Below are 23845 nucleotides of genomic sequence, written 5' to 3' on the forward strand. Positions count from 1 at the left end.
CTGCTACCCCTTACTGCGCCTGCACACGCAGCTCTGCTGCGCTACGACTACGGTGACCCAACAGTGCTTTCACATCACTGGATTTTGGTTTTACCAGCGCGAATTTCGCCGAGAATGCTGGCCAGTTCGCCAGGATCTCTTCGCCGTGAGAAGAGCCGGTATGCTGTACGTGCTCGGTAATCAGGCCACGCAGGTGCTCTTCGTGGATCGCCAGCGAGTCCACGCTCAGCACTTCGACCAGTTCCGGGTTTACGCGTTTGCGGAATTCACCGTCTTCGTCGAGCACGTAGGCGAATCCGCCGGTCATGCCCGCGCCGAAGTTAACGCCGGTTTTGCCGAGAATACAGACGATGCCGCCGGTCATGTATTCACAGCCGTTGTCGCCAATACCTTCAACCACGGTGATTGCGCCAGAGTTACGCACTGCAAAGCGCTCACCCGCACGACCCGCAGCAAACAGGCGACCACCGGTGGCGCCATACAGGCAGGTGTTACCGATGATGCTCGCTTCATGGCTACGGAAAGCAGAGCCAACCGGAGGACGCACTGCCAGCAGACCACCCGCCATGCCTTTACCGACATAGTCGTTGGCATCGCCGGTCAGATACAGCTCCACGCCGCCCGCGTTCCACACGCCAAAGCTCTGGCCTGCAGTACCGCTGAAGTGCGCTTTGATCGGGTCAGACGCCAGCCCCTGATCGCCATGCGTCTGAGCGATATAGCCCGACAGCGATGCGCCGACGGAACGGTCGGTGTTGCGGATATCGAACCAGAAGGTTTTGCTCTGGCGCTCGTCGACGAACGGCTTCGCCTGCTGCAACAGCTGGGCGTTCAGCACGCCATTATCAAACGGTGGGTTGTTCTCGGTGCAATGCAGCGCTTTACCCGGATGCGGTTCGGCGGTTTCCAGCAGACGAGACAGCTCCAGCTTCTGTTGCTTGGCAGTGAAGCCATCCAGCTCTTTGAGCAGGTCGGTGCGACCAATCAGATCCACCAGGCGGGTAACGCCCAGCGAGGCCATCAGCTCGCGCACTTCACGGGCGATAAATTCAAAGTAGTTGGTCACTTTGAACGGCAGGCCGTGATAGTGATTCTTACGCAGTTTCTCATCCTGAGTTGCAACACCGGTTGCGCAGTTGTTCAGGTGGCAAATACGCAGATATTTACAGCCCAGCGCCACCATCGGGCCGGTACCGAAGCCAAAGCTTTCTGCACCCAGAATTGCCGCTTTAATGATATCGACGCCGGTTTTCAGACCGCCATCGACCTGCAGACGAATCTTGTGACGCAGACCGTTAGCCACCAGCGCCTGCTGGGTTTCCACCAGGCCGAGTTCCCACGGGCAGCCCGCATATTTCACTGATGAGAGCGGGCTTGCGCCAGTGCCGCCATCGTAGCCAGCAATGGTGATCAGATCCGCATAGGCTTTCGCTACGCCAGTAGCGATGGTACCAACGCCTGGTTCGGAAACCAGCTTCACCGAGATCATCGCCTTCGGGTTGACCTGTTTCAGGTCGAAAATCAGCTGCGCTAAATCCTCGATAGAGTAGATATCGTGGTGCGGCGGCGGGGAGATCAGCGTCACGCCCGGCACTGAATAGCGTAGTTTGGCGATGTACGGGGTGACTTTATCACCTGGTAACTGACCGCCTTCGCCAGGTTTCGCGCCCTGAGCGACTTTAATCTGAATGACATCGGCATTGACCAGGTATGCCGGGGTTACGCCAAAGCGACCGGAAGCAACCTGCTTAATGCGTGACACTTTATTGGTGCCGTAGCGCGCCGGGTCTTCGCCGCCTTCACCGGAGTTCGAGTTGCCGCCGATGCTGTTCATCGCTTCGGCCAGCGCTTCGTGTGCTTCGGGGCTTAATGCGCCGATAGACATGGCGGCGGTATCAAAGCGTTTAAACAGTTCGGTCGCGGGTTCTACTTCGCTAATGCTTACGGCTTCATCGCCAGGCGTAATCGCCAGCAGATCGCGCAGCGTGGCCGCCGGACGCTCATTAACCAGCTTGGCGTATTCCTGATAGTCGCTGTACTCGCCGCTTTGTACCGCCTGCTGCAGAGTGCGTACCACGTCCGGGTTGTAGGCGTGGTATTCGCCGCCGTGGACGTACTTCAGCAAACCGCCCTGGCTGATAGGTTTACGCGCCAGCCATGCATGTTTGGAGAGGTTCAGCAGATCCTGCTGGAAGTCGGTAAACCCTGCACCGCTAATACGGCTGACCACGCCCTGGAAGCACAACGCAACCACATCATCGTGCAGACCAACGGCTTCAAACAGCTTCGAGCAGCGGTAGGAGGCAATGGTCGAGATGCCCATTTTGGACATGATTTTGTACAGACCTTTGTTGATGCCGTTACGGTAGTTCAGCATCACGGTCCGGTAATCTTTGGCAATCGCCTGAGTGTCGATCAGACGTCCCAATGTTTCATACGCGAGATACGGATAGATTGCCGTCGCGCCAAAACCGAGCAGGACGGCAAAATGGTGCGGATCGCGGGCACTGGCGGTTTCAACGATGATGTTGGCGTCGCAGCGCAGGCTTTGTTCTACCAGACGCGTTTGCACTGCGCCCACGGCCATCGGCGCCGGAACCGGCAGACGATTTTTAGCGATGTTGCGGTCAGAGAGTACCAGCAGTACCGTGCCGTTGCGCACCATCTGTTCCGCCTTATCGCACAATGCTTTGACGGTCTCTTCGAGCGTAGTTTCGGTCGCGTCGAAGGTGATATCCAGACGGTCAGCGCGATAATGCTCCTCTTTCATGGTGGTGAGCTGGGTGAAATCGGAGTACAGCAGGATCGGCGATTTAAAGCTCAGGCGGTGTGCCTGACCTTCGGCTTCGCAGAAGACGTTCATCTCACGACCGATGCTGGTGGCCAGCGACATAACGTGCGCTTCACGCAGCGGATCGATCGGCGGGTTAGTCACCTGCGCGAACTGCTGGCGGAAGTAGTCATAAATGATGCGCGGCTGGCTGGAGAGTACGGCAAACGGGGTATCGTCACCCATTGAACCGACCGCTTCCTGGCCATTTTCGCCGAGCACGCGGATCACGGAATCCAGCTCTTCAGCGCTGTAGTTAAACTGTTTCTGATAGCTGGCGAGGGTGTCATCGTCCAGTTCACGGCTGCCGACCTGATCGTCAGCCAGGTCTTCGAACGGCACCAGACGGCGGACGTTTTTCTCCATCCACTCTTTGTATGGGTGACGGCTTTTCAGGTCATCATCGGTTTCGGCGGAGTGGAGAATGCGCCCGCTGCGAGTATCGATAACCATCAGCTCGCCAGGGCCGACGCGGCCTTTCTCTACCACTTCATCCGGCTGATAATCCCAGATCCCGACTTCAGAGGCGCAGGTAATCAGCTTGTCTTTGGTGATGACGTAGCGTGCCGGACGCAAGCCGTTACGGTCAAGGTTACAGGCGGCAAAGCGGCCGTCGGACATGACGATGCCCGCCGGGCCGTCCCACGGTTCCATGTGCATGGAGTTAAAGTCAAAGAACGCGCGCAGCTCCGGATCCATATCCGGGTTGTTCTGCCATGCCGGTGGAACCAGTAAGCGCATGGCACGGATGATGTCCATCCCGCCTGCCAGCAGCAGTTCCAGCATGTTATCCATCGAACTGGAGTCTGAGCCGGTTTCGTTAACAAACGGCGCGGCGTCGTGCAGGTCAGGGATCAGTGGCGTCTGGAACTTATAAGTACGGGCGCGAGCCCACTGGCGGTTGCCGGTGATGGTGTTGATTTCACCGTTGTGCGCCAGATAGCGGAACGGCTGCGCCAGCGGCCAGCGCGGTACGGTGTTGGTGGAGAAGCGCTGATGGAACAGGCAGATGGCCGATTCCAGACGCAGGTCTGCCAGGTCCAGGTAGAAGCGCGGCAGATCCGCCGGCATACACAGACCTTTATAGATATTGACCAGATTCGACAAGCTACAGACGTAGAAATCTTTGTCTTGCAGGAGGCGTTTTTCGATACGACGACGCGCGATGAACAGGCGACGCTCCATATCACGCGGACGCCAGCCCGCAGGGGCGTTAACAAAAATTTGCTCGATACGAGGCAGGGAGGAGAGCGCAATTTCACCGAGAACACCTTCGTTGGTCGGCACGTCGCGCCAGCCGACAATCGACAGGGTTTCCTGCTGTAATTCTTCTTCAACAATGCGACGAGAAGCCGCAGCCAGCTCAGGGTCTTTATTTAAAAAGATCATGCCGACGGCGTAGTTTTTGGCTAAACGCCAGCCGCGCTCTTGCGCCACGATGCGGAAAAAGCGGTCAGGTTTTTGTAACAGCAGGCCGCAACCATCGCCGGTTTTTCCATCGGCAAGAATTGCGCCACGGTGCTGCATACGGGCCAGTGCGTGTATGGCGGTACGCACTACCTTGTGGCTAGGTTCGCCTTCTATGTGGGCGATCAGGCCGAAACCACAGTTATCCCTCTCAAGGGATTTATCGTACAACATATCAGTGAACCTCCCCAGGCTCTGAGGGATTCCCATCTGGACCGTTGCGCACGGGCACACCAAGAGCATGGCGACGGGGTTTGCGTGTCATACGCTTACCTCGCATTCGCCCTCTTTATCCTTTTCGCACAGGTCAAACAAGTTTGAGGACTTGCTTCAGAGGGAATCTCAATTACTGCATAAATATGATGAGCAGACTGCTCATCCAGAAAGCTTCCAGCGGATTTCCAAGTTATCGGGAATCCACACACAGGTCAAATGGCAATCTTATTTATGCAAAAATGTGCTATAGGGCAATTAACTTTATGAAAATATTGAAATAAAAGGATTTTTTACATTGATTTAACCTAAGAGGAATCCCACTGGAAGTGTGATCTGTCTCACTGTAAGAAAGGCTGGATATCCCTCGTCCTCCCTTTATTTATCGAGATGACTGGCATTTTATGCTGGTTTTTGGAGTTCAGGCGTCTTAAAGATACTGTTTTTACGCTCAGAGTATAAGAAGATAAAAAAAACCGCTGAATATAAGGAAAAGTAATTAGATTTTGAGTGAATGAAATTTCAATTATTTTGATTTGTTATGCAATAAATAAAGGCTCGCCAGGGCGATTGATCCAGGTCATCGCCGACTGGGGCAAAAAATGGCAGGCTTTGGCCTCTTTTCAAGGCGCGGTCTACCAGATTATGCAGTTACAGAAATTAGTCAATATGTTTGGTGGGGATCTTTCTCGCCGTTATGGGCAAAAGGTTCATAAACTCACGCTGCACGGCGGCTTTAGCTGTCCAAATCGTGATGGCACCATCGGACGTGGCGGATGTACTTTCTGTAATGTCGCCTCGTTTGCCGATGAAACTCAGCAGCATCATTCCATTGCCGAGCAGCTTGAGCATCAGGCGCAGTTGGTCAATCGCGCCAGACGCTATCTGGCCTATTTCCAGGCCTATACCAGCACCTTTGCTGAAGTACAGGTGCTGCGTTCGATGTATCAGCAGGCGGTCAGCCAGGCCAGTATTGTCGGGTTATGCGTTGGGACGCGCCCCGACTGCGTGCCGGATGCGGTACTCGATCTGCTTTGCGAGTATAAAGACCTGGGTTATGAGGTATGGCTGGAACTTGGTCTGCAAACCGCACATGACAAAACCCTGCACCGTATTAACCGCGGTCATGATTTTGCCTGCTACCAGAACACCACGCGACTGGCGCGTGAACGCGGGCTGAAAGTCTGTTCGCACCTGATTGTCGGTCTGCCGGGAGAAGGGCAGGCAGAATGCCTGCAAACCATGGAACGTGTAGTGGAGACGGGTGTCGACGGTATTAAGCTGCATCCGCTGCATATTGTGAAAGGCAGTACGATGGCGAAAGCCTGGGAGGCTGGGCGGCTGAACGGAATTGAACTGGACGATTATACGGTTACCGCCGGGGAGATGATCCGCCATACGCCGCCAGAGGTGATTTATCATCGCATATCCGCCAGCGCGCGTCGCCCAACGTTGTTAGCACCGCTATGGTGTGAAAATCGCTGGACTGGGATGGTTGAACTGGATAAGTACCTTAACGAGCACGGCGTGCAAGGCTCGGCGCTGGGTACGCCATGGGTGCAGCCGGGGATCTAACCCTCCGTAGGCCGGATAAGGTAAAACCGACATCCGGCAATCTGCGCCTGCTTGCCTGATGGCGCTTCGCTTATTAGGCCTACGATTAACCTTCTACGGTCATTTCACTGATAACCTCCGCATTTCTTGCACATTCTCAAACGTCACGCCAAGAATTGAGTATTATTGTGCCAAGTTGTCGTGAAGGAACCCTCTATGAAGCAAATCCGTATGCTGGCGCAATATTACGTCGACCTAATGATGAAGTTGGGTCTGGTGCGCTTTTCGCTGCTGTTGGCGCTGGCTCTGGTCGTGTTGGCAATTGTGGTGCAGATGGCTGTCACCATGGTGCTGCATGGCCAGGTAGAAAGCATTGATGTTATCCGTTCTATCTTTTTTGGTCTGTTAATTACCCCTTGGGCTGTCTATTTCCTGTCAGTGGTGGTGGAGCAACTGGAAGAGTCCCGGCAACGCCTGTCACGACTGGTACAAAAGCTGGAAGAGATGCGCGAGCGCGATCTCAAGCTCAATGTGCAATTGAAAGATAATATAGCCCAGCTCAATCAGGAAATTGTTGAGCGCGAAAAAGCCGAAGCGGAGCGCCAGGAAACGTTCGAGCAACTGAAGGTTGAAATCAAAGAGCGCGAAGAAGCGCAGATCCAGCTCGAGCAACAGTCTTCCTTTTTACGCTCTTTCCTTGATGCCTCGCCGGATCTGGTTTTTTATCGCAATGAAGATAAAGAATTTTCCGGCTGTAACCGTGCCATGGAGCTGCTGACTGGCAAAAGCGAAAAGCAGCTGGTGAACTTAAAACCGGCTGACGTTTACTCTCCTGAAGCGGCTGAAAAGGTAATTGAAACCGACGAGAAGGTATTCCGTCATAACGTCTCACTCACCTACGAACAGTGGCTGGACTACCCGGACGGGCGCAAAGCCTGCTTTGAAATTCGTAAAGTGCCGTACTATGACCGCGTAGGTAAGCGACATGGCCTGATGGGCTTTGGGCGCGATATTACCGAGCGTAAGCGCTATCAGGACGCGCTTGAACGTGCCAGCCGTGATAAGACCACCTTCATTTCCACCATCAGCCACGAGCTGCGCACTCCGCTTAACGGCATTGTCGGCTTAAGCCGCATCCTGTTGGATACAGACCTGACCGCTGAGCAGGAAAAATACCTGAAAACCATCCATGTCTCTGCCGTGACGCTGGGGAATATTTTCAACGATATCATAGATATGGATAAGATGGAGCGACGTAAAGTCCAGCTCGATAACCAGCCTGTTGATTTCACCAGCTTTATGGCGGATCTGGAAAACCTTTCTGGCCTGCAGGCGCAGCAAAAAGGGCTGCGTTTTGTACTTGAGCCAACGTTACCGCTACCGCATAAGGTCATTACCGACGGCACGCGTTTGCGCCAGATTCTGTGGAATCTGATCAGCAACGCCGTGAAGTTCACTCAGCAGGGACAGGTGACCGTGCGGGCGCGCTATGACCAGGGCGATATGCTGCATTTCGAGGTTGAAGATTCTGGGATCGGCATTCCGCAGGATGAGCAGGATAAAATCTTCGCCATGTATTATCAGGTGAAGGACAGCAACGGTGGTAAACCGGCCACAGGAACCGGGATTGGTTTGGCCGTGTCGAAGCGTCTGGCGAAAAATATGGGCGGCGATATTACGGTTTCCAGCCAGGCAGGTAAAGGCTCCATCTTTACGCTGACCGTACATGCGCCTGCGGTAGCGGAAGAGATTGAAGACGCCTTTGAAGACGATGACATGCCGCTGCCAGCCCTGAATGTGCTGCTGGTGGAAGACATTGAACTGAACGTTATTGTTGCGCGTTCCGTGCTGGAAAAATTAGGCAACAGCGTGGATGTCGCGATGACCGGGAAAGCCGCGCTGGAAATGTTTACGCCGGGTGAATATGACCTGGTGCTGCTGGATATTCAGCTACCGGATATGACCGGTCTGGATATCTCGCGGGAGCTCACGCAAAAATACGCTCGTGAGGACCTTCCGCCGCTAGTTGCACTCACCGCCAACGTACTGAAAGATAAAAAAGAGTATTTGGACGCGGGGATGGATGACGTGCTGAGTAAGCCGCTGTCGGTTCCGGCGCTAACCGCCATGATCAAAAAATACTGGGATACCAGAAACGAAGAGGAGAGCACTGTGACATCTGAAGAAAGCAGTAAATCGCAAGCGCTGTTAGATATTCCTATGTTGGAACAATACCTCGAGCTGGTGGGACCGAAGTTAATTACCGACGGGCTGGCGGTGTTTGAGAAGATGATGCCGGGATATTTGAGCGTGCTGGAGTCAAACTTGACCGCACGGGATAAAAAAGGCGTGGTTGAGGAAGGTCATAAAATTAAAGGCGCAGCAGGTTCTGTGGGGCTGCGTCACCTGCAACAGTTAGGTCAGCAAATCCAGTCTCCGGACCTTCCCGCCTGGGAAGATAACGTTGCTGAATGGATTGAAGAGATGAAGCAGGAGTGGCAGCACGACGTGGCGGTATTAAAAGCCTGGGTGGCGAGCGTGGAAAAAAAATGACCCCGGCTTGACCGGGGTGCGCGAATACTGCGCCAACACCAGGGAAATCGTGGCTGCGCCGTAAATTATTATCATTGTTTACAAGGGCGCAGCCCTAATTTTCAGGCCGCACGCAGTTAAGATAGCAAATCTTAAATAATTTGTTACATGAATCAGTTAAATGTGTGAAGCGTAGCATTTAAATCATAATAACTAATATGTTTCAGCCAGTTGAGAAAGGAGTATCACGATGAAAAAAGTGGGTGTAGTGCTCAGTGGATGCGGCGTGTATGACGGTGCAGAGATCCATGAAACTGTTCTCACGCTTCTGGCCATTGCCCGCAATGGCGCTCAGGCCGTCTGCTTTGCTCCGGATAAACAGCAAGCGGATGTGATTAATCATCTGACCGGCGAGCCGATGCTGGAAACGCGTAATGTACTGATTGAAGCCGCACGTCTAACACGCGGTGAAATTCGCCCGCTCGCTCAGGCAGTCTCAGCGGAACTGGATGCGTTGATCGTGCCGGGTGGGTTTGGTGCGGCCAAAAATCTGAGCAATTTTGCCAGTCAGGGCAGCGAATGCCGGGTTGATAGCGACTTAGCCGCGCTGGCGGTGGCCATGCATCAGGCGGGTAAGCCGCTGGGATTTATGTGCATTGCGCCCGCTATGTTACCTAAAATTTTTGATTTCCCGCTGCGTCTGACCATCGGTACTGATATCGATACGGCAGAGGTGCTGGAAGAGATGGGCGCTGAACATGTGCCTTGTCCGGTTGATGACATTGTCGTCGATGAAGACAATAAAATCGTCACCACGCCCGCCTATATGCTGGCGCAGGACATTGCTCAGGCTGCGAGTGGCATCGATAAACTGGTATCGCGTGTGCTGGTGCTGGCTGAATGAGAACAGGAGTTACCGCCTTTCTGCGACGTATCTTTCTGCGGGCGGTCATTGTCCTCGGCGTATTCTGGGGCGGGGGCATCACACTTTTCAGCGTGATGCCTGTGCCTTTCTCTGCGGTGATGGTTGAACGGCAACTGGGCGCATGGCTGTCCGGTGATTTTGGTTATGTGGCGCACTCAGACTGGGTGAGCATGGACGAGATTTCACCGTGGATGGGACTGGCCGTCATTGCCGCGGAGGACCAGAAGTTTCCCGAGCACTGGGGATTCGATGTCTCCGCCATAGAGAAAGCGCTGGCGCACAATGAACGCAATGAAAACCGTATTCGCGGGGCGTCGACGTTATCGCAACAGACGGCGAAAAACCTCTTTCTGTGGGATGGACGTAGCTGGGTACGTAAAGGCCTTGAAGCCGGGCTAACGCTGGGTATGGAAACCGCCTGGAGCAAGAAACGTATTCTGACCGTTTACCTGAATATCGCTGAGTTTGGCGATGGGATTTTTGGCGTGGAGGCGGCGGCGCAGCGCTATTTCCATAAGCCTGCCAGTCGGTTGAGTCTGTCTGAAGCGGCCTTGCTGGCGGCGGTATTACCTAATCCTTTGCGTTTTAAAGCGAATGCGCCTTCTGGTTATGTGCGTAGCCGCCAGGCGTGGATCATGCGTCAAATGCGCCAGTTAGGCGGTGAGTCGTTTATGCGGGAAAATAAGTTGTATTAGTCGCTACTGTCGCTGTTTTTGTTGGCCTGATTTAAGTGCAGCGCATCAGGCACAATACGACACAATGGCATTGCCGGATGCGGCGTAAACGCCTTATCCGACCTACTGGCTACGTGTTAAAACCACTTGACTAATCTTCATCAAAACCTGAATTAAACAGGGCAACCACTGCGGCAAGGGCTTCAACTTCCTGCGGACCCGTGGCTTCAACTTCTATCTGACGCCCTTTGGCTGAATCCAGCATCAGCAGAGCGATAACGCTGTTGGCCTCGGCTTCCGTTCCTTCATCATTACGCAGCAAAACTTCTGCTTCGAAACCCTGCATCAATTCAAACAGTTTCATAGCTGGACGGGCATGCATGCCCAGCTTATTAGTGATTTCAACGGTTTGCTTCACGGTCATGATTTACGTTTTTCCAGCGTACGATGGCGTGACTGCACGTTTTTACCGCGTGAGCGGAAGTAGTCTGCCAGCTGCTCTGCAATATACACCGAACGGTGCTTCCCGCCGGTACAACCGATGGCTACGGTGAGGTAGCTGCGGTTGTTGGTCTCCAGCATGGGTAACCATAGCTCAAGATAGCTGCGCGTCTGGTAGATAAAATTGTGTACTTCTGTGTGCCTGTCGAGGAAGGCAGCGACGGGGCGGTCAAGACCGGTCATCGGGCGCAGCTTCGGATCCCAGTGCGGGTTAGGCAGGAAGCGCACGTCAAAGACGTAATCCGCGTCAATCGGGATACCGTGTTTGAAACCAAAGGATTCGAAAACCATCGTCAATTCACGTTCACGTTTGCCCAACAGTCGGGTACGCAACATTTCCGCCAGTTCGTGTACGGACATTTCGGAGGTATCAACGATCAGGTCAGCGCGAGAGCGCAAAGGCTCAAGCAAATCGCTTTCCTTATCGATAGCGCTTTCCAGAGACAAGTTCTTGCTGGAGAGTGGGTGCAGGCGACGCGTGTCACTGTAGCGACGAATCAGCGTGTTACGGTCAGCATCAAGGAACAGCAGCTGTGGTGAGAAGCCTTCAGGCAGATTGTTCATTGCCTGCTCGAAAATCTCCGGGGACTCAGGCATGTTGCGCACATCAATGCTGACGGCCGCAGAAATCTGGCGATCGGCCAGAGTACGAGCCAGATCGGGCAACAGCACTACGGGAAGGTTATCCACGCAGTAAAAACCCATATCTTCCAGCGCACGCAGAGCGACAGATTTACCTGACCCTGAACGGCCGCTGACGATCATCAGTACCATGTACTGTTTCTCCTCACAACGACAAAAAAGGATGCCATTGGGTTGTTATGCTTCATCCTGTCCACCTTCGGTGTCCGTGATGATTTGATACAACTCCTGGTCACTCTGTGCGGCGCGCAGACGACGACAGATGGTTTTATCCGCCAGACGTTTTGCGACCAGTGACAACGTATGCAAATGCGTCTTGGTTTGGTCTGCCGGAACCAGCAGGGCGAACAGCAGATCGACTGGCTGATTATCAATAGCGTCGAAGGCGATAGGCGTTTCAAGTTGCACAAACACGCCAACCGCGCGCATCGTGTCTTCTTCCAGCTTTCCGTGCGGAATAGCAATACCATTACCGATGCCGGTACTGCCCATTTTTTCACGCGTCAGAATGGCTTCAAATACCACCTGAGAGGGCAAGCTGAGCTGTTTTGCCGCCAGTTCACTGATGATTTCCAGTGCGCGTTTTTTGCTTTGGCAGTGAACGGCCGCGCGTGTACATTCCTGGTTAAGAACATTGCTCAGTTGTAGAGTCGTATCGTTATTTGTCATAATTTCACCTAAGCGCTAACTGTACAAATGGCCCGTTGTGCTACACAACAGGCCGTCCTGCACCCGCTAACTGCCCGGACAAGTTAGTGCTGTTTCAGTTTATCTTTATGTTTTGTTAACTGCCGAGCCAGTTTATCAATTAAACCGTCAATGGCGGCGTACATATCCTGACCTTCCGCGCTGGCATGAATTTCGCCACCGTTCACATGCAGCGTTGCATCCGAGATATGTGTAACCTTCTCCACTTTCAACACAATATAGACCTGATTAATCCGGTCGAAATATTGTTCAAGCTTGGCAAATTTTGTATTAACAAAATCGCGCAGGGCTTCAGTGATTTCGACGTTGTTTCCAGTGATGTTGAGCTGCATAGTGTCTTCCTTATCGGTTGAGTCAGACCAGCTGTTTGCGCTGGTTAGACGGCGGAATGGATAAAGACTCTCGGTACTTCGCAACGGTGCGGCGTGCCACCATGATACCCTGTTCTGACAGCATAGAGGTTAACTTGCTGTCACTCAGTGGTTTCGCGGGGTTTTCCGCAGCAATTAATTTCTTCACCAGCGCACGGATCGCCGTGGATGAGGCTTCGCCTCCACCTTCAGTGTTAACGTGACTGGAAAAGAAATACTTCAATTCAAAAATGCCGCGCGGACTGTGCAGATACTTTTGCGTGGTCACACGGGAAATGGTCGATTCGTGCATCTCGACGGCCTGGGCGATATCCGCCAGTACCATCGGTTTCATAAACTCTTCACCTTGCTCAAAGAAGGCTTGCTGTTGCTCCACGATGCAGCGACTTACGCGCAGCAGTGTATCATTGCGGCTTTCCAGGCTTTTAATCAGCCACTTCGCATCCTGTAGATTGCTACGTATAAACTGACTGTCGGCATCGTTGCGCGCGCTATTGCACATAGCGGCGTAGTGCTGGTTGATCTGCAGTCGTGGGATGCTGTCGCTGTTGAGTTCGACCACCCAGCGATCGTTATGCTTACGCACCAGCACATCCGGAATAACGTATTCTGGTTCACCAGTCTGGATCGACTGCCCAGGCCTTGGATCCAGTGACTGAATAAGATTGACGGCTTCTTTTAGCACGTCTTCTTTTAGTCGGGTCACGCGCATCAGCGTGCGGAAGTCATGGTTGGCTAACAGATCGAGATGATCGCTGATGATCAGGCGCGCTTCTTCCAGCCACGGTGTGGCTTTATCAAACTGCGAAAGTTGGATCAGTAAGCAGTCGCGGAGATCTTTGGCGGCCACGCCTACGGGATCAAAGCGCTGAACGCGTTTAAGCACGGCTTCGATTTCGTCCATACCGACGTCGTCATCGCCCATGCTTTCGAGAATATCGTCCAGGGTCACGGTGAGATAACCGGTTTCGTCTACCGCATCCACAATGGATGTCGCAATGGCGCGATCGGTATCCGAGAACGGGGTCAGTTCCACTTGCCACATCAGGTAATCCTGTAGTGATTGCGTGGTCTCACCTTGATACACAGGCAGCTCGTCGTCGATGTAATCTCCGCTGGTGCCCGAAGGCGTCCCGGCGGTATAAATTTCATCCCAACTGGCATCGAGTGGCAGCTCCTCAGGCATCTCTTTTTGTTCGAGAGCATCAGCGGTGTCGAGGGTTTCGCTGTCCTGTTTTTCCTGGGTATCAATTTCGTCGTGAAGATCGGTTTGCTCGAGCAGTGGGTTACTTTCCAGCGCTTGCTGAAGTTCTTGCTGAAGTTCCAGCGTGGACAGCTGCAACAGACGGATAGCCTGTTGTAGCTGAGGCGTCATCGCCAGTTGTTGGCTAAGCCTGAGTTGCAAACCTTGCTTCATGTTCAGAGTTGTTTTCTCCTGCGGTGACGTGAAGTCTTCTACCCTATCAGAGTCTGAAGTCTTCCCCAAGGTATACGCGCTTAACGTGCTCATCCTGCAGTATTTCTGTTGGCGTGCCGTGCGCGATCAGGTGCCCCTGACTCACGATATAGGCGCGCTCACACACTGCCAGCGTTTCGCGGACGTTATGGTCGGTAATCAGCACGCCAAGGCCGCTGTCGCGCAGGTGTTCGATGATCCGTTTGATATCAATAACGGAAATCGGGTCAACACCGGCAAACGGTTCATCCAGCAGGATAAATTTCGGATTAGCGGCCAGTGCGCGGGCGATCTCCACGCGGCGTCGTTCACCACCGGAGAGCGACTGCCCCATACTGTCACGCAGGTGCTCGATGTGGAATTCTTCCATCAGCTCGTTGGCGCGATCTTCCCGCTGCTCGCTGGTCAGATCGTCACGAATTTGCAGTACCGCCATCAGGTTATCAAACACGCTCAGGCGACGGAAAATCGATGCTTCCTGCGGTAAGTAGCCGATGCCGCGACGCGCGCGCGCATGCAGAGGCAGCAGGCTGATGTCTTCGTCATCAATGATAATGTTACCCGCATCGCGCGGGACAATGCCGACCACCATGTAAAAGGTTGTTGTCTTGCCTGCACCGTTAGGACCGAGCAGACCGACGATCTCCCCGGAGTTGACGGTCAGACTGACATCTTCCACCACACGACGGCCTTTATAGGCTTTTGCAAGGTTCTTTGCAGTTAATGTTGCCATAACGAATCAGTTACCTTTTTTCTCTGCCGGAGCCTTGTTTTTGTCCTGCAACTGCGACGGAACCAGAACGGTGGTGACGCGTTTGCCTTTATCGCTGAAGGCCTGCATTTTCTGCTCTTTTACCAGATAGGTGATCTTATCGCCCGTGATGTTGCTATCGAGCTGTTCCAGATACGCCTTGCCGGTTAGCACGACAAAGTCTTTCGCCAGTTCATAGTGCATCTGCGAGGCGCGGCCTTTAACCGGTTTACCGTTGTCCTGCATCTGGTAAAACGTTGCAGGATTGCCATAGCCGTCAATCACTTCTTTGCCGTCTTCGCCGCCAGGACGGGTCACGACGACTTTATCGGCGTTAATTTTGATGGTGCCCTGAGTCACAATCACGTTGCCAGTAAACGTCACCACGTTGCCCTGCATATCCAGGGACTGCTGGTCCGACTCAATGTGAATCGGCTGCTCGGTATCGCCGGTGACGGCAAATGCCGGAATGCTGGCGGCCAGAAGTGAGCTGGCAAGTACAAGATTAAGGCTGAGTTTGTTTGTTTTGGATTTCATATGAGGTTCTAACCTTTTCAATCAGCTCGGCGTTCTTGCTGCGTAAGTTGCCGCGCATCTTCAGTCCGCTGGAGTTAAATGTTGTGCCATACAACGTCACCAGATCATCGGAAGTGACATCTTGTGTCACCAGGTTAATCTGCGCGTTATCGGTCGTAATTCTGCGTAGTTGAGAGTCAGGCACCAGGGCGTTAACCTCAACATGGCCGTACAGATACAGCATCCGATCGTTGGTCAATTTGGCTTTATCGGCCTTGATCGTCCAGGTCGGTACTTTATCCTTATCAAATGTGGTTAATACTGGTTGAGTAAACCACGAAACCGCTTGTTCCGAATAATATTCAACGTGTTGTGCGATCAAGTGATAGCTCAGCGCGCCTTCCGGACTATACACGACGGTATCAGTATGTTCGCTCTTATAGGTTGGCTCGTTGTTATTGACGACGACCTGAGCGGTGTCCTCTTTGTCTGCCAGATTAATACCAATCATCACAAGGACAGCCAGCGACAGTAGAATGATAACCCAACGTCTGGTTTTGCTCATATCGATTGCCCTTTGGCCTCGTCCAGTTTGCCCTGCGCCAGGAGTAATAAATCGCAGACTTCACGCACAGCGCCACGTCCCCCATTAATACGGGTGACATAATCGGCCCGCGGGATCAGCAAAGGGTGGGCATCTGCCACCGCGACGCTCAATCCCACTTGTGCCATCACCGACCAGTCGATCAGGTCATCGCCAACGTAGGCGACATTCTCCGGCGCGATCGCCAGTTTGCTAAGGAGATCGCCAAAAGCAACCAGTTTGTCTGACTGTCCCTGATACAGGTGGGTGATCCCCAAAGTGGCACAGCGATCTTCTACAAGTTTAGCCTTTCGTCCGGTAATAATGGCAACCTCAATACCGGAAGTGAGCGCACAGCGAATTCCGTAACCATCGCGGACGTTAAAAGCCTTCAGCTCTTCACCGTTGTTGCCCATATAAATCAGACCATCAGACAGTACGCCATCCACATCCAGGATCAGCAAACGGATGTTTTCTGCCCGGGTGATAACGTCTGCGCTGACGGGTCCATAACAGGTCGCAAGCGACGCACCTGCTTTACTCATTTTCGTTATCCTTGAGTTTCTTACACTACACCTGCACGTAGCAGATCATGCATATGTAACACACCGAGTAACTGGTCGCCATCAGCAACCATTACCGAGGTGATATGGCGGGACTGCATTAAGTTCAGGGCATCGACGGCAAGAATACCCGGACGCACGCGAATGCCTCCAGGGGTCATCACATCGGCAATGCCTAACTGGCGTACATCAACGCCCATATCGAAGACACGACGTAAATCACCATCGGTGAAAATACCGTCAATCTTCATGGCATCATCGCAAATGACGGTCATGCCGAGATTTTTACGCGTGATCTCAATTAAGGCGTCACGCAGGCTGGCGTTTTTGGTTACATGCGGGATCTCGTCGCCCGTATGCATAATATCGTTAACGCGCAGTAAAAGCTTACGGCCCAGTGCCCCACCGGGATGAGACAACGCAAAATCTTCCGCGGTAAAGCCGCGCGCTTTTAATAATGCCACCGCAAGGGCATCGCCCATCACCAGTGTTGCTGTCGTGCTGCTGGTCGGCGCCAGGCCTAACGGACAAGCTTCCTTGGGCACTTTAACACACAGATGCACATCTGCCGCACGCGCCATACTGCTTTCCGGACGACCGGTCATGCAGATAAGCGGTACATGAAGACGTTTTAATACCGGGATCAGCGCCGCTATCTCATTGGATTCACCGGAGTTAGAGATGGCGATGACCACATCCTGCGGCGAGACCATACCCAGATCGCCATGTGCAGCTTCGCCTGGGTGTACAAAAAATGAGGGGGTGCCGGTGCTGGCAAATGTGGCTGCCATTTTCCGCCCGATATGGCCGGATTTCCCCATTCCCATCACCACGACTTTGCCCGGGCAACTGAATATTTTCTCGCATGCGAGGGTAAAATTTTGGTTGATGTACTGATCAAGCTCCGCCAGGCCTTCACGTTCAATTGCCAGGACTTCCTTGCCTGCTTGCTGAAAGTCAAAACCCGGTTGCAACTCTAAGTGCGACATAATGCGTTTCCAGTTATCCAACGAGAAGTGGCGATAACCAATACAGCATCGCCAGCCATATGATAAAACCGCCGGTCAGCAGCGCGCCCGCGCCGCGACCAATCTGGCGCGGACGTCGCCAGCAGAGTAATGCAAAAATAACGCTCACCAGCAGCATGACGCTGTAGTCCCGGACGAAGGCCATAGGATTGACTTCGCCCGGCGTAATCAGCGCCGGTAGCCCGAGGACGATAACAATATTAAAAATGTTCGCGCCGATAATGTTACCGACGGCAATATCGTTTTCACCTTTACGCAGACCCGCAATCGCCGTTGCCAGTTCCGGCAGGCTGGTACCAATGGCGACCACCGTCAACCCGATGGTGAGTTCGCTCATGGCGAAATAGTTCGCCAGTACGGTAGCGTTATCTACCACCATACGCGTAGCCATAGGCATAATAATCAGCGCAATACCCAACCACAAAAATGCGACGGGTAACCCGCCTTCGCGCGGCAGCTCAGCTATCTGCTCGCGTGTCAGGCTGTCATTGCCTTGTCGCTCGGCCAGACGGGCGATTTTAACAATGAATAGCAGCCATAGCACGGCCAGGAGCAGAAGAAAGAAACCGTCGCTGCGGCTCAACTGCCCGTCATACAGGACGGATGCAGCTAAAATACTTACCAGCAACATTAGCGGTAATTCACGACGCAGAACATCAGAATGCACGGTAAAAGGATGAATCAGCGCCGACAGGCCTAAAATAAGCAGAATGTTGGTGATGTTAGAACCTATGGCGGTCCCGACAGCCAGATCGAGTTGCCCATTCATCGATGCGGCAACGGAGACAATGATCTCGGGTAACGACGTACCAATGCTGACCACGGTCATTCCGATGATAATGGGGGGAATACCGACGTTTCGACATAAAATGGATGCGGCAAATACCAGACGGTCGGCACCGTAGACCACCAGAAGTAAACCAATTATTAACAGCGCCGTCGCTAAAAGCATCTAAAGTCCTTTCTTCAGGTATACTCGCCGGTCCTCTTGAAGGATCTTCTGGAAGCCGTAACGAAGTCTTAATTTTGACTTTATGCGGCTAAAAAGTAAAACAAATGCCAGCTTTCGCTAACCAGGACAGGCAATAATCTGTAAATATGTTGAGTTCAGGGCTAAATTGAGCGCCAAACTCTTCGATCAACAAGGCAATAGTAAAGGATGAATCAATGGGGCAGTCTGTGGCGAATCTAGTCGATATGCGCGATGTCAGCTTTTCCCGGGGTGACCGCTGCATCTTTGATAATATTTCCCTGACGGTACCGCGCGGTAAAGTGACGGCAATCATGGGGCCATCAGGCATCGGCAAAACGACGCTGTTGCGTCTGATTGGCGGACAGATCTCACCGGATAAGGGCGAGATTCTGTTTGACGGTGAGAACGTCCCGGCCATGTCCCGTTCGCGTTTATTTACCGTGCGTAAGCGCATGAGTATGCTGTTTCAGTCAGGTGCGCTATTTACCGACATGAATGTGTTTGACAACGTTGCGTACCCTCTGCGCGAGCATACGACGTTGCCAGCGCCGTTGCTGAAGAGCACGGTGATGATGAAGCTCGAGGCGGTCGGCCTGCGGGGTGCGGCCAAATTAATGCCTTCTGAATTATCCGGTGGGATGGCGCGCCGCGCTGCGTTAGCGCGTGCTATCGCGCTGGAGCCTGACCTCATTATGTTTGATGAGCCGTTCGTCGGTCAGGATCCCATCACCATGGGCGTGCTGGTGAAGTTGATTTCAGAACTGAACAGCGCGCTGGGTGTCACCTGTGTGGTGGTATCCCATGATGTGCCTGAAGTACTGAGTATTGCGGATTACGCCTATATAATGGCGGACAAAAAAATAGTGGCCTACGGTAGTGCTCAGGCACTACAAGAAAATGCCGATCCGCGCGTACGCCAGTTCCTTGACGGCATTGCCGATGGACCGGTTCCGTTCCGTTACCCGGCGGGTGACTACCATATCGATTTACTCTAAACAGGGAGTTAAGCCACCCATGTTGTTAAATGCGCTGGCATCACTCGGACATCGAGGAATAAAAACCCTCAGGACGTTCGGGCGAGCCGGATTAATGTTGTTCAATGCGGTTGTCGGCAAACCGGAGTTTCGCAAACATGCGCCGCTGCTGATACGCCAGCTTTATAATGTCGGTGTCTTATCGATGCTGATCATTATTGTGTCAGGCGTATTCATCGGTATGGTGTTGGGATTGCAGGGATACCTGGTGCTGACGACCTACAGTGCGGAAACCAGCCTCGGTATGCTGGTGGCACTGTCATTGTTACGTGAGCTGGGGCCGGTTGTTGCGGCGCTGCTGTTTGCCGGGCGAGCCGGATCGGCCTTAACCGCAGAGATTGGTCTGATGAGAGCGACCGAGCAGCTTTCCAGCCTGGAAATGATGGCCGTCGATCCACTGCGCCGGGTGATCTCTCCGCGTTTTTGGGCCGGTGTCATTTCATTGCCGCTGCTAACGATTATATTTGTCGCCGTGGGGATCTGGGGTGGTTCACTGGTTGGCGTAAGCTGGAAGGGTATTGATGCGGGCTTTTTCTGGTCGGCTATGCAAAATGCCGTCGACTGGCGTCTGGACCTGGTCAACTGTCTGATTAAGAGCGTGGTGTTCGCCATTACGGTCACCTGGATTGCATTGTTCAATGGTTATGATGCGATCCCGACCTCTGCCGGGATTAGCCGGGCAACGACACGCACCGTTGTGCACGCCTCTCTTGCCGTTCTGGGGCTGGATTTTGTGCTGACCGCACTGATGTTTGGGAATTGAGTTCATGCAAACGAAAAAAAATGAAATTTGGGTCGGGTTATTCCTGCTGGTTGCGCTGCTGGCTGCGCTGTTTGTCTGCCTGAAGGCGGCGAACGTTACCTCAATGCGTACTGAACCGACTTACACGATTTATGCGACCTTTGATAATATCGGCGGCCTGAGAGAGCGTTCTCCGGTGCGGATTGGCGGGGTGGTAGTTGGACGCGTATCGGACATCTCGTTAGATCCGAAAACGTACCTGCCGCGCGTGACGCTGGAAATCGAATCGCGTTTTAACCATATTCCTGACACCAGTTCTCTGAGCATCCGTACTTCCGGTCTGCTGGGCGAACAGTATCTGGCATTGAACGTGGGTTTTGAAGATCCTGAGCTGGGAACGTCTATCCTCAAAGATGGCGGTACGATTCAGGACACGAAATCCGCGATGGTGCTGGAAGATATGATTGGTCAGTTCCTTTACAACAGCAACAGTAAAGGTGATGACAATAAGAATTCTGGCGATGCGCCAGCCGCAACTGAAGGCAATAATGAAGCCACTACGCCTGCGGGCGCAACGAAATAATATCAGGAGAATCGACGTATGTTTAAACGATTGATGATGGTGGCTATGCTGGTGATTGCTCCACTTAGCGCGGCAACCGCAGCAGACCAGACTAACCCGTACAAACTGATGGATGAGGCGGCGCAAAAGACCTTTGACCGTCTGAAAAACGAGCAACCAAAAATCCGTTCCAACCCCGATTACCTGCGTCAGGTCGTCGATCAGGAACTGCTGCCTTATGTGCAGGTTAAGTATGCCGGTGCGCTGGTACTGGGTCGTTACTACAAAGATGCGACTCCTGCCCAACGTGAAGCCTATTTTGCTGCATTCCGTGAATATCTGAAGCAGGCTTACGGCCAGGCACTGGCGATGTACCACGGCCAGACCTATCAGATTGCCCCTGAGCAGCCGTTGGGTGATGCGACCATCGTACCTATCCGCGTAACCATCATCGATCCAAACGGTCGTCCTCCGGTACGTCTGGATTTCCAGTGGCGTAAAAACTCCCAGACCGGTAACTGGCAGGCGTATGACATGATCGCCGAAGGCGTAAGTATGATCACCACCAAACAAAATGAGTGGAGCGACCTGCTGCGTACCAAAGGTATTGATGGCCTGACGGCACAGCTGAAATCTATTTCTCAGCAGAAAATCACGCTGGAAGAGAAAAAATAATGACGCAGTCACTCACCTGGACGCGCGAAGGCGACAAGCTGGTGCTGGTGGGAGAGCTGGATCAGGACGTGTTAAATCCCTTATGGGATGCGCGAATTGAGGCGATGAAAGGGGTATCCTGCATCGATCTGAACCAGGTATCCCGGGTAGATACCGGCGGTCTGGCGTTACTGTTGCATCTGATTAATCAAGGCAAGCAGCAGGGAAACAGCGTTTCGCTCACTGGTGTTAACGATAAAGTGTACACGCTGGCGCAGCTTTACAATCTGCCTGACGACGTCCTTCCGCGTTAATTTTTCCAGGCCGGATAAGGTCTTGTGCCGCTATCCGGCAAAACCCCCGAGGGGGATCTGCCACTAAAGCCTTGTCTGATTTATCAGCGAGGCTTTTTGCTTATTTATGACAGCGCCACTTTGCTCTAAGATGTTGGGCTGTTTTCACTATCTGACGAATGAAGAGCCCATGGAAAATAATGAAATTCAGAGCGTGCTGATGAATGCACTCTCCCTCCAGGAAGTCCACGTTTCTGGCGACGGCAGTCACTTTCAGGTTATTGCCGTGGGTGAGATGTTTGAAGGCATGAGCCGGGTCAAGAAGCAGCAATCGGTCTATGGCCCGTTGATGGAGTACATTGCGGACAACCGCATTCATGCCGTGTCGATTAAGGCGTTTACCCCAGCGGAATGGGCGCGCGATCGCAAACTTAACGGTTTTTGAGCTACGGGTGATGCGCCGGTAGCGAAGATAAATTCTTAACAGAGAACAGAATAATGGATAAATTTCGTGTTCAGGGGCCAACTAAGCTCCAGGGCGAAGTCACAATTTCAGGCGCTAAAAACGCCGCACTGCCGATCCTGTTTGCGGCGCTGCTGGCTGAAGAACCTGTAGAGATCCAAAACGTCCCGAAACTGAAGGACGTTGACACATCAATGAAGCTGTTGAGCCAGCTGGGTGCGAAAGTTGAGCGTAATGGTTCCGTGCACATTGATGCGCGTGATGTGAACGTCTTCTGTGCGCCGTACGATCTGGTGAAAACCATGCGTGCATCCATTTGGGCGCTCGGGCCGCTGGTTGCTCGCTTTGGTCAGGGCCAGGTTTCACTGCCGGGCGGCTGCACTATCGGCGCGCGTCCGGTTGACCTGCACATTACCGGTCTGGAGCAGTTAGGCGCGACTATCAAGCTGGAAGAAGGCTATGTGAAAGCGTCCGTTGATGGCCGTCTGAAAGGCGCGCATATTGTCATGGACAAAGTGAGCGTCGGTGCGACTGTCACCATCATGTGTGCAGCAACGCTTGCCGAAGGCACCACCATCATCGAAAACGCCGCGCGCGAGCCGGAGATTGTGGATACCGCGAACTTCCTGATTGCGCTGGGCGCGAAGATCACTGGCCAGGGCACCGATCGTATTACGATCGAAGGCGTTGAGCGTCTCGGCGGCGGTGTGTATCGCGTTCTGCCAGACCGCATCGAAACCGGTACCTTCCTGGTGGCGGCGGCAATTTCTCGTGGCAAAATTATCTGCCGTAATGCACAACCGGACACACTGGATGCCGTTCTGGCGAAGCTGCGTGATGCGGGTGCGGATATTGAAGTGGGTGATGACTGGATCAGCCTTGATATGCACGGCAAACGTCCGAAAGCGGTCAATGTGCGTACTGCGCCGCATCCGGCGTTCCCTACCGATATGCAGGCCCAGTTCACGCTGCTGAACCTGGTGGCAGAAGGGACCGGCTTCATCACGGAAACCGTGTTTGAGAACCGCTTTATGCACGTGCCTGAGCTGAGCCGTATGGGCGCTCACGCAGAAATCGAAAGCAATACCGTGATTTGCCACGGCGTGGAAACACTCTCAGGCGCACAGGTTATGGCGACCGATCTGCGTGCATCTGCAAGTTTAGTGCTGGCAGGTTGTATTGCTGAAGGTACAACAGTGGTCGATCGTATTTATCACATCGATCGCGGCTATGAGCGCATCGAAGATAAACTGCGTGCGCTGGGCGCAAACATTGAGCGCGTGAAAGGCGAGTAATCGTCAACGTCTTTTGTAACCCCCAGTTCAGTTGGCCGGGGGTTACAGCTCAATGTTCATTCCGGATTCTTTTTCTCTCTGCGACTCCTCATCATCCGCGTTCTGTCGATGAACTCATGCGTTTTGGCATCGTGATAGCGTGACGGCCAAATCACCCAGGGATCAGTTCCCAGTGCCCGGGCGATAATCAACTCACCTTTTGGCCATGGTCTCGTTAACGCATTTGCCAGCGTTGATGAACTCAATCCATTTTTACGTGATTCAGCGGCCATTGAGGTCCCTTTCTTGCGCAGTCCGGCGATGATGTCGGCCGGATGCCAGTCAATCAGCTTGTTTTCCATAAATTCATCTCTCCTTTGGTTAACGACTTACGGTTCCACGATCGGTTGTGGCGACACTATAACTCCCGAAGAACGAATGTTCTAAAATGTTCATGTAAAGTGTCTGTATATTCAGAATATGCCAAGGTTCTGCGTGATTATCCGGAGGAGAGTGGGGGGGTTACTAGAACTTAT

The 23845-nt window shown here is 53.1% G+C and carries 24 protein-coding genes; 11 read left to right on the forward strand and 13 right to left on the reverse strand.

Annotation, left to right across the window (positions count from 1 at the left end):
- Positions 1 to 10: 10 nt before the first annotated feature.
- Positions 11 to 4471 (reverse strand): glutamate synthase large subunit, encoded by a 4461-nt coding sequence (gene gltB / locus SK39_RS14075; protein WP_016151061.1) that lies wholly within the window; start codon positions 4469 to 4471, stop codon positions 11 to 13.
- Between the two features lie 684 nt (positions 4472 to 5155).
- On the opposite strand from gltB, the gene mnmL reads away from it, so the two are divergent.
- The 4 genes from mnmL (at position 5156) to mtgA (ending at position 10216) form a co-directional block, all read left to right on the forward strand.
- On the forward strand, positions 5156 to 6085 hold the full coding sequence (gene mnmL, locus SK39_RS14085) for a tRNA modification radical SAM protein MnmL/YtqA (protein WP_003839924.1): 930 nt from the start codon (positions 5156 to 5158) through the stop codon (positions 6083 to 6085).
- A 195-nt stretch (positions 6086 to 6280) separates the two neighbouring features.
- The gene (gene arcB / locus SK39_RS14090) at positions 6281 to 8617 is read left to right on the forward strand and encodes an aerobic respiration two-component sensor histidine kinase ArcB (RefSeq protein WP_003025089.1); all 2337 of its coding nucleotides are present in this window, start codon (positions 6281 to 6283) and stop codon (positions 8615 to 8617) included.
- Positions 8618 to 8846: 229 nt separating this feature from the next.
- Positions 8847 to 9500, forward strand: a complete 654-nt coding sequence (gene elbB, locus SK39_RS14095) for an isoprenoid biosynthesis glyoxalase ElbB (RefSeq protein ID WP_016151059.1) — start codon at positions 8847 to 8849, stop codon at positions 9498 to 9500.
- Entirely contained in the window at positions 9497 to 10216 is a 720-nt protein-coding gene (gene mtgA / locus SK39_RS14100; protein WP_048217102.1) for a monofunctional biosynthetic peptidoglycan transglycosylase, read from the forward strand. The genes elbB and mtgA overlap by 4 nt, the downstream gene beginning before the upstream one ends.
- A 130-nt stretch (positions 10217 to 10346) precedes the next feature.
- Here mtgA and npr read toward each other — a convergent pair whose 3' ends face one another.
- The 11 genes from npr to SK39_RS14155 all read right to left on the reverse strand — a co-directional run bounded on the left by npr (position 10347) and on the right by SK39_RS14155 (position 18266).
- Positions 10347 to 10619 (reverse strand): PTS phosphocarrier protein NPr, encoded by a 273-nt coding sequence (gene npr, locus SK39_RS14105; protein ID WP_003025086.1) that lies wholly within the window; start codon positions 10617 to 10619, stop codon positions 10347 to 10349.
- Positions 10616 to 11470: an RNase adapter RapZ gene (gene rapZ, locus SK39_RS14110; protein ID WP_003025085.1), complete on the reverse strand. Its 855-nt coding sequence runs from the start codon at positions 11468 to 11470 to the stop codon at positions 10616 to 10618. The genes npr and rapZ overlap by 4 nt, the downstream gene beginning before the upstream one ends.
- 45 nt (positions 11471 to 11515) lie before the next feature.
- Positions 11516 to 12007: a PTS IIA-like nitrogen regulatory protein PtsN gene (gene ptsN / locus SK39_RS14115; protein WP_006687857.1), complete on the reverse strand. Its 492-nt coding sequence runs from the start codon at positions 12005 to 12007 to the stop codon at positions 11516 to 11518.
- 83 nt (positions 12008 to 12090) lie between these two features.
- Positions 12091 to 12378 (reverse strand): ribosome hibernation promoting factor, encoded by a 288-nt coding sequence (hpf, locus tag SK39_RS14120; RefSeq protein ID WP_003025078.1) that lies wholly within the window; start codon positions 12376 to 12378, stop codon positions 12091 to 12093.
- Between the two features lie 22 nt (positions 12379 to 12400).
- A complete protein-coding gene (rpoN, locus tag SK39_RS14125) occupies positions 12401 to 13834 on the reverse strand; it encodes an RNA polymerase factor sigma-54 (protein ID WP_003025074.1) in 1434 nt (477 codons plus the stop codon).
- 46 nt (positions 13835 to 13880) lie between these two features.
- Entirely contained in the window at positions 13881 to 14606 is a 726-nt protein-coding gene (gene lptB, locus SK39_RS14130) for an LPS export ABC transporter ATP-binding protein (protein ID WP_003025073.1), read from the reverse strand.
- A 6-nt stretch (positions 14607 to 14612) separates the two neighbouring features.
- On the reverse strand, positions 14613 to 15161 hold the full coding sequence (gene lptA / locus SK39_RS14135; protein ID WP_003025070.1) for a lipopolysaccharide ABC transporter substrate-binding protein LptA: 549 nt from the start codon (positions 15159 to 15161) through the stop codon (positions 14613 to 14615).
- The gene (lptC, locus tag SK39_RS14140; protein WP_003025068.1) at positions 15130 to 15705 is read right to left on the reverse strand and encodes an LPS export ABC transporter periplasmic protein LptC; all 576 of its coding nucleotides are present in this window, start codon (positions 15703 to 15705) and stop codon (positions 15130 to 15132) included. The genes lptA and lptC overlap by 32 nt, the downstream gene beginning before the upstream one ends.
- On the reverse strand, positions 15702 to 16268 hold the full coding sequence (gene kdsC, locus SK39_RS14145; protein WP_048217103.1) for a 3-deoxy-manno-octulosonate-8-phosphatase KdsC: 567 nt from the start codon (positions 16266 to 16268) through the stop codon (positions 15702 to 15704). Before kdsC ends, lptC begins: the two co-directional genes overlap by 4 nt.
- A gap of 20 nt (positions 16269 to 16288) precedes the next feature.
- On the reverse strand, positions 16289 to 17275 hold the full coding sequence (gene kdsD, locus SK39_RS14150; protein WP_003025063.1) for an arabinose-5-phosphate isomerase KdsD: 987 nt from the start codon (positions 17273 to 17275) through the stop codon (positions 16289 to 16291).
- Between the two features lie 13 nt (positions 17276 to 17288).
- Entirely contained in the window at positions 17289 to 18266 is a 978-nt protein-coding gene (locus SK39_RS14155; protein WP_003839941.1) for a calcium/sodium antiporter, read from the reverse strand.
- Between the two features lie 215 nt (positions 18267 to 18481).
- Between SK39_RS14155 and mlaF the strand changes: the two genes are divergently transcribed.
- The 7 genes from mlaF to murA all read left to right on the forward strand — a co-directional run bounded on the left by mlaF (position 18482) and on the right by murA (position 23330).
- Complete coding sequence (gene mlaF, locus SK39_RS14160) at positions 18482 to 19282, forward strand: phospholipid ABC transporter ATP-binding protein MlaF (RefSeq protein ID WP_003025057.1); 801 nt, start codon at positions 18482 to 18484, stop codon at positions 19280 to 19282.
- 19 nt (positions 19283 to 19301) lie between these two features.
- A complete protein-coding gene (gene mlaE, locus SK39_RS14165) occupies positions 19302 to 20084 on the forward strand; it encodes a lipid asymmetry maintenance ABC transporter permease subunit MlaE (protein ID WP_003025053.1) in 783 nt (260 codons plus the stop codon).
- 4 nt (positions 20085 to 20088) lie between these two features.
- Entirely contained in the window at positions 20089 to 20646 is a 558-nt protein-coding gene (gene mlaD, locus SK39_RS14170) for an outer membrane lipid asymmetry maintenance protein MlaD (RefSeq protein WP_003025050.1), read from the forward strand.
- 18 nt (positions 20647 to 20664) lie between these two features.
- Positions 20665 to 21300, forward strand: coding sequence for a phospholipid-binding protein MlaC (gene mlaC, locus SK39_RS14175; RefSeq protein WP_003025047.1), 636 nt, complete (start codon positions 20665 to 20667; stop codon positions 21298 to 21300).
- Positions 21300 to 21593, forward strand: a complete 294-nt coding sequence (mlaB, locus tag SK39_RS14180) for a lipid asymmetry maintenance protein MlaB (protein WP_003025045.1) — start codon at positions 21300 to 21302, stop codon at positions 21591 to 21593. The genes mlaC and mlaB overlap by 1 nt, the downstream gene beginning before the upstream one ends.
- Positions 21594 to 21762: 169 nt before the next feature.
- Positions 21763 to 22017 carry a BolA family iron metabolism protein IbaG gene (ibaG, locus tag SK39_RS14185; RefSeq protein WP_003025040.1) on the forward strand — a complete coding sequence of 85 codons (255 nt, stop codon included), beginning with the start codon at positions 21763 to 21765 and terminating at the stop codon, positions 22015 to 22017.
- A gap of 53 nt (positions 22018 to 22070) precedes the next feature.
- Complete coding sequence (gene murA, locus SK39_RS14190) at positions 22071 to 23330, forward strand: UDP-N-acetylglucosamine 1-carboxyvinyltransferase (protein ID WP_003839949.1); 1260 nt, start codon at positions 22071 to 22073, stop codon at positions 23328 to 23330.
- A 56-nt stretch (positions 23331 to 23386) separates the two neighbouring features.
- On the opposite strand, the gene sfsB is transcribed toward murA, so the two are convergent.
- The gene (gene sfsB, locus SK39_RS14195) at positions 23387 to 23671 is read right to left on the reverse strand and encodes a DNA-binding transcriptional regulator SfsB (RefSeq protein ID WP_003839952.1); all 285 of its coding nucleotides are present in this window, start codon (positions 23669 to 23671) and stop codon (positions 23387 to 23389) included.
- Positions 23672 to 23845: the final 174 nt, after the last annotated feature.

The organism is Citrobacter sp. BIDMC107 (genome assembly GCF_001037575.1).
Lineage (GTDB): Bacteria > Pseudomonadota > Gammaproteobacteria > Enterobacterales > Enterobacteriaceae > Citrobacter > Citrobacter freundii.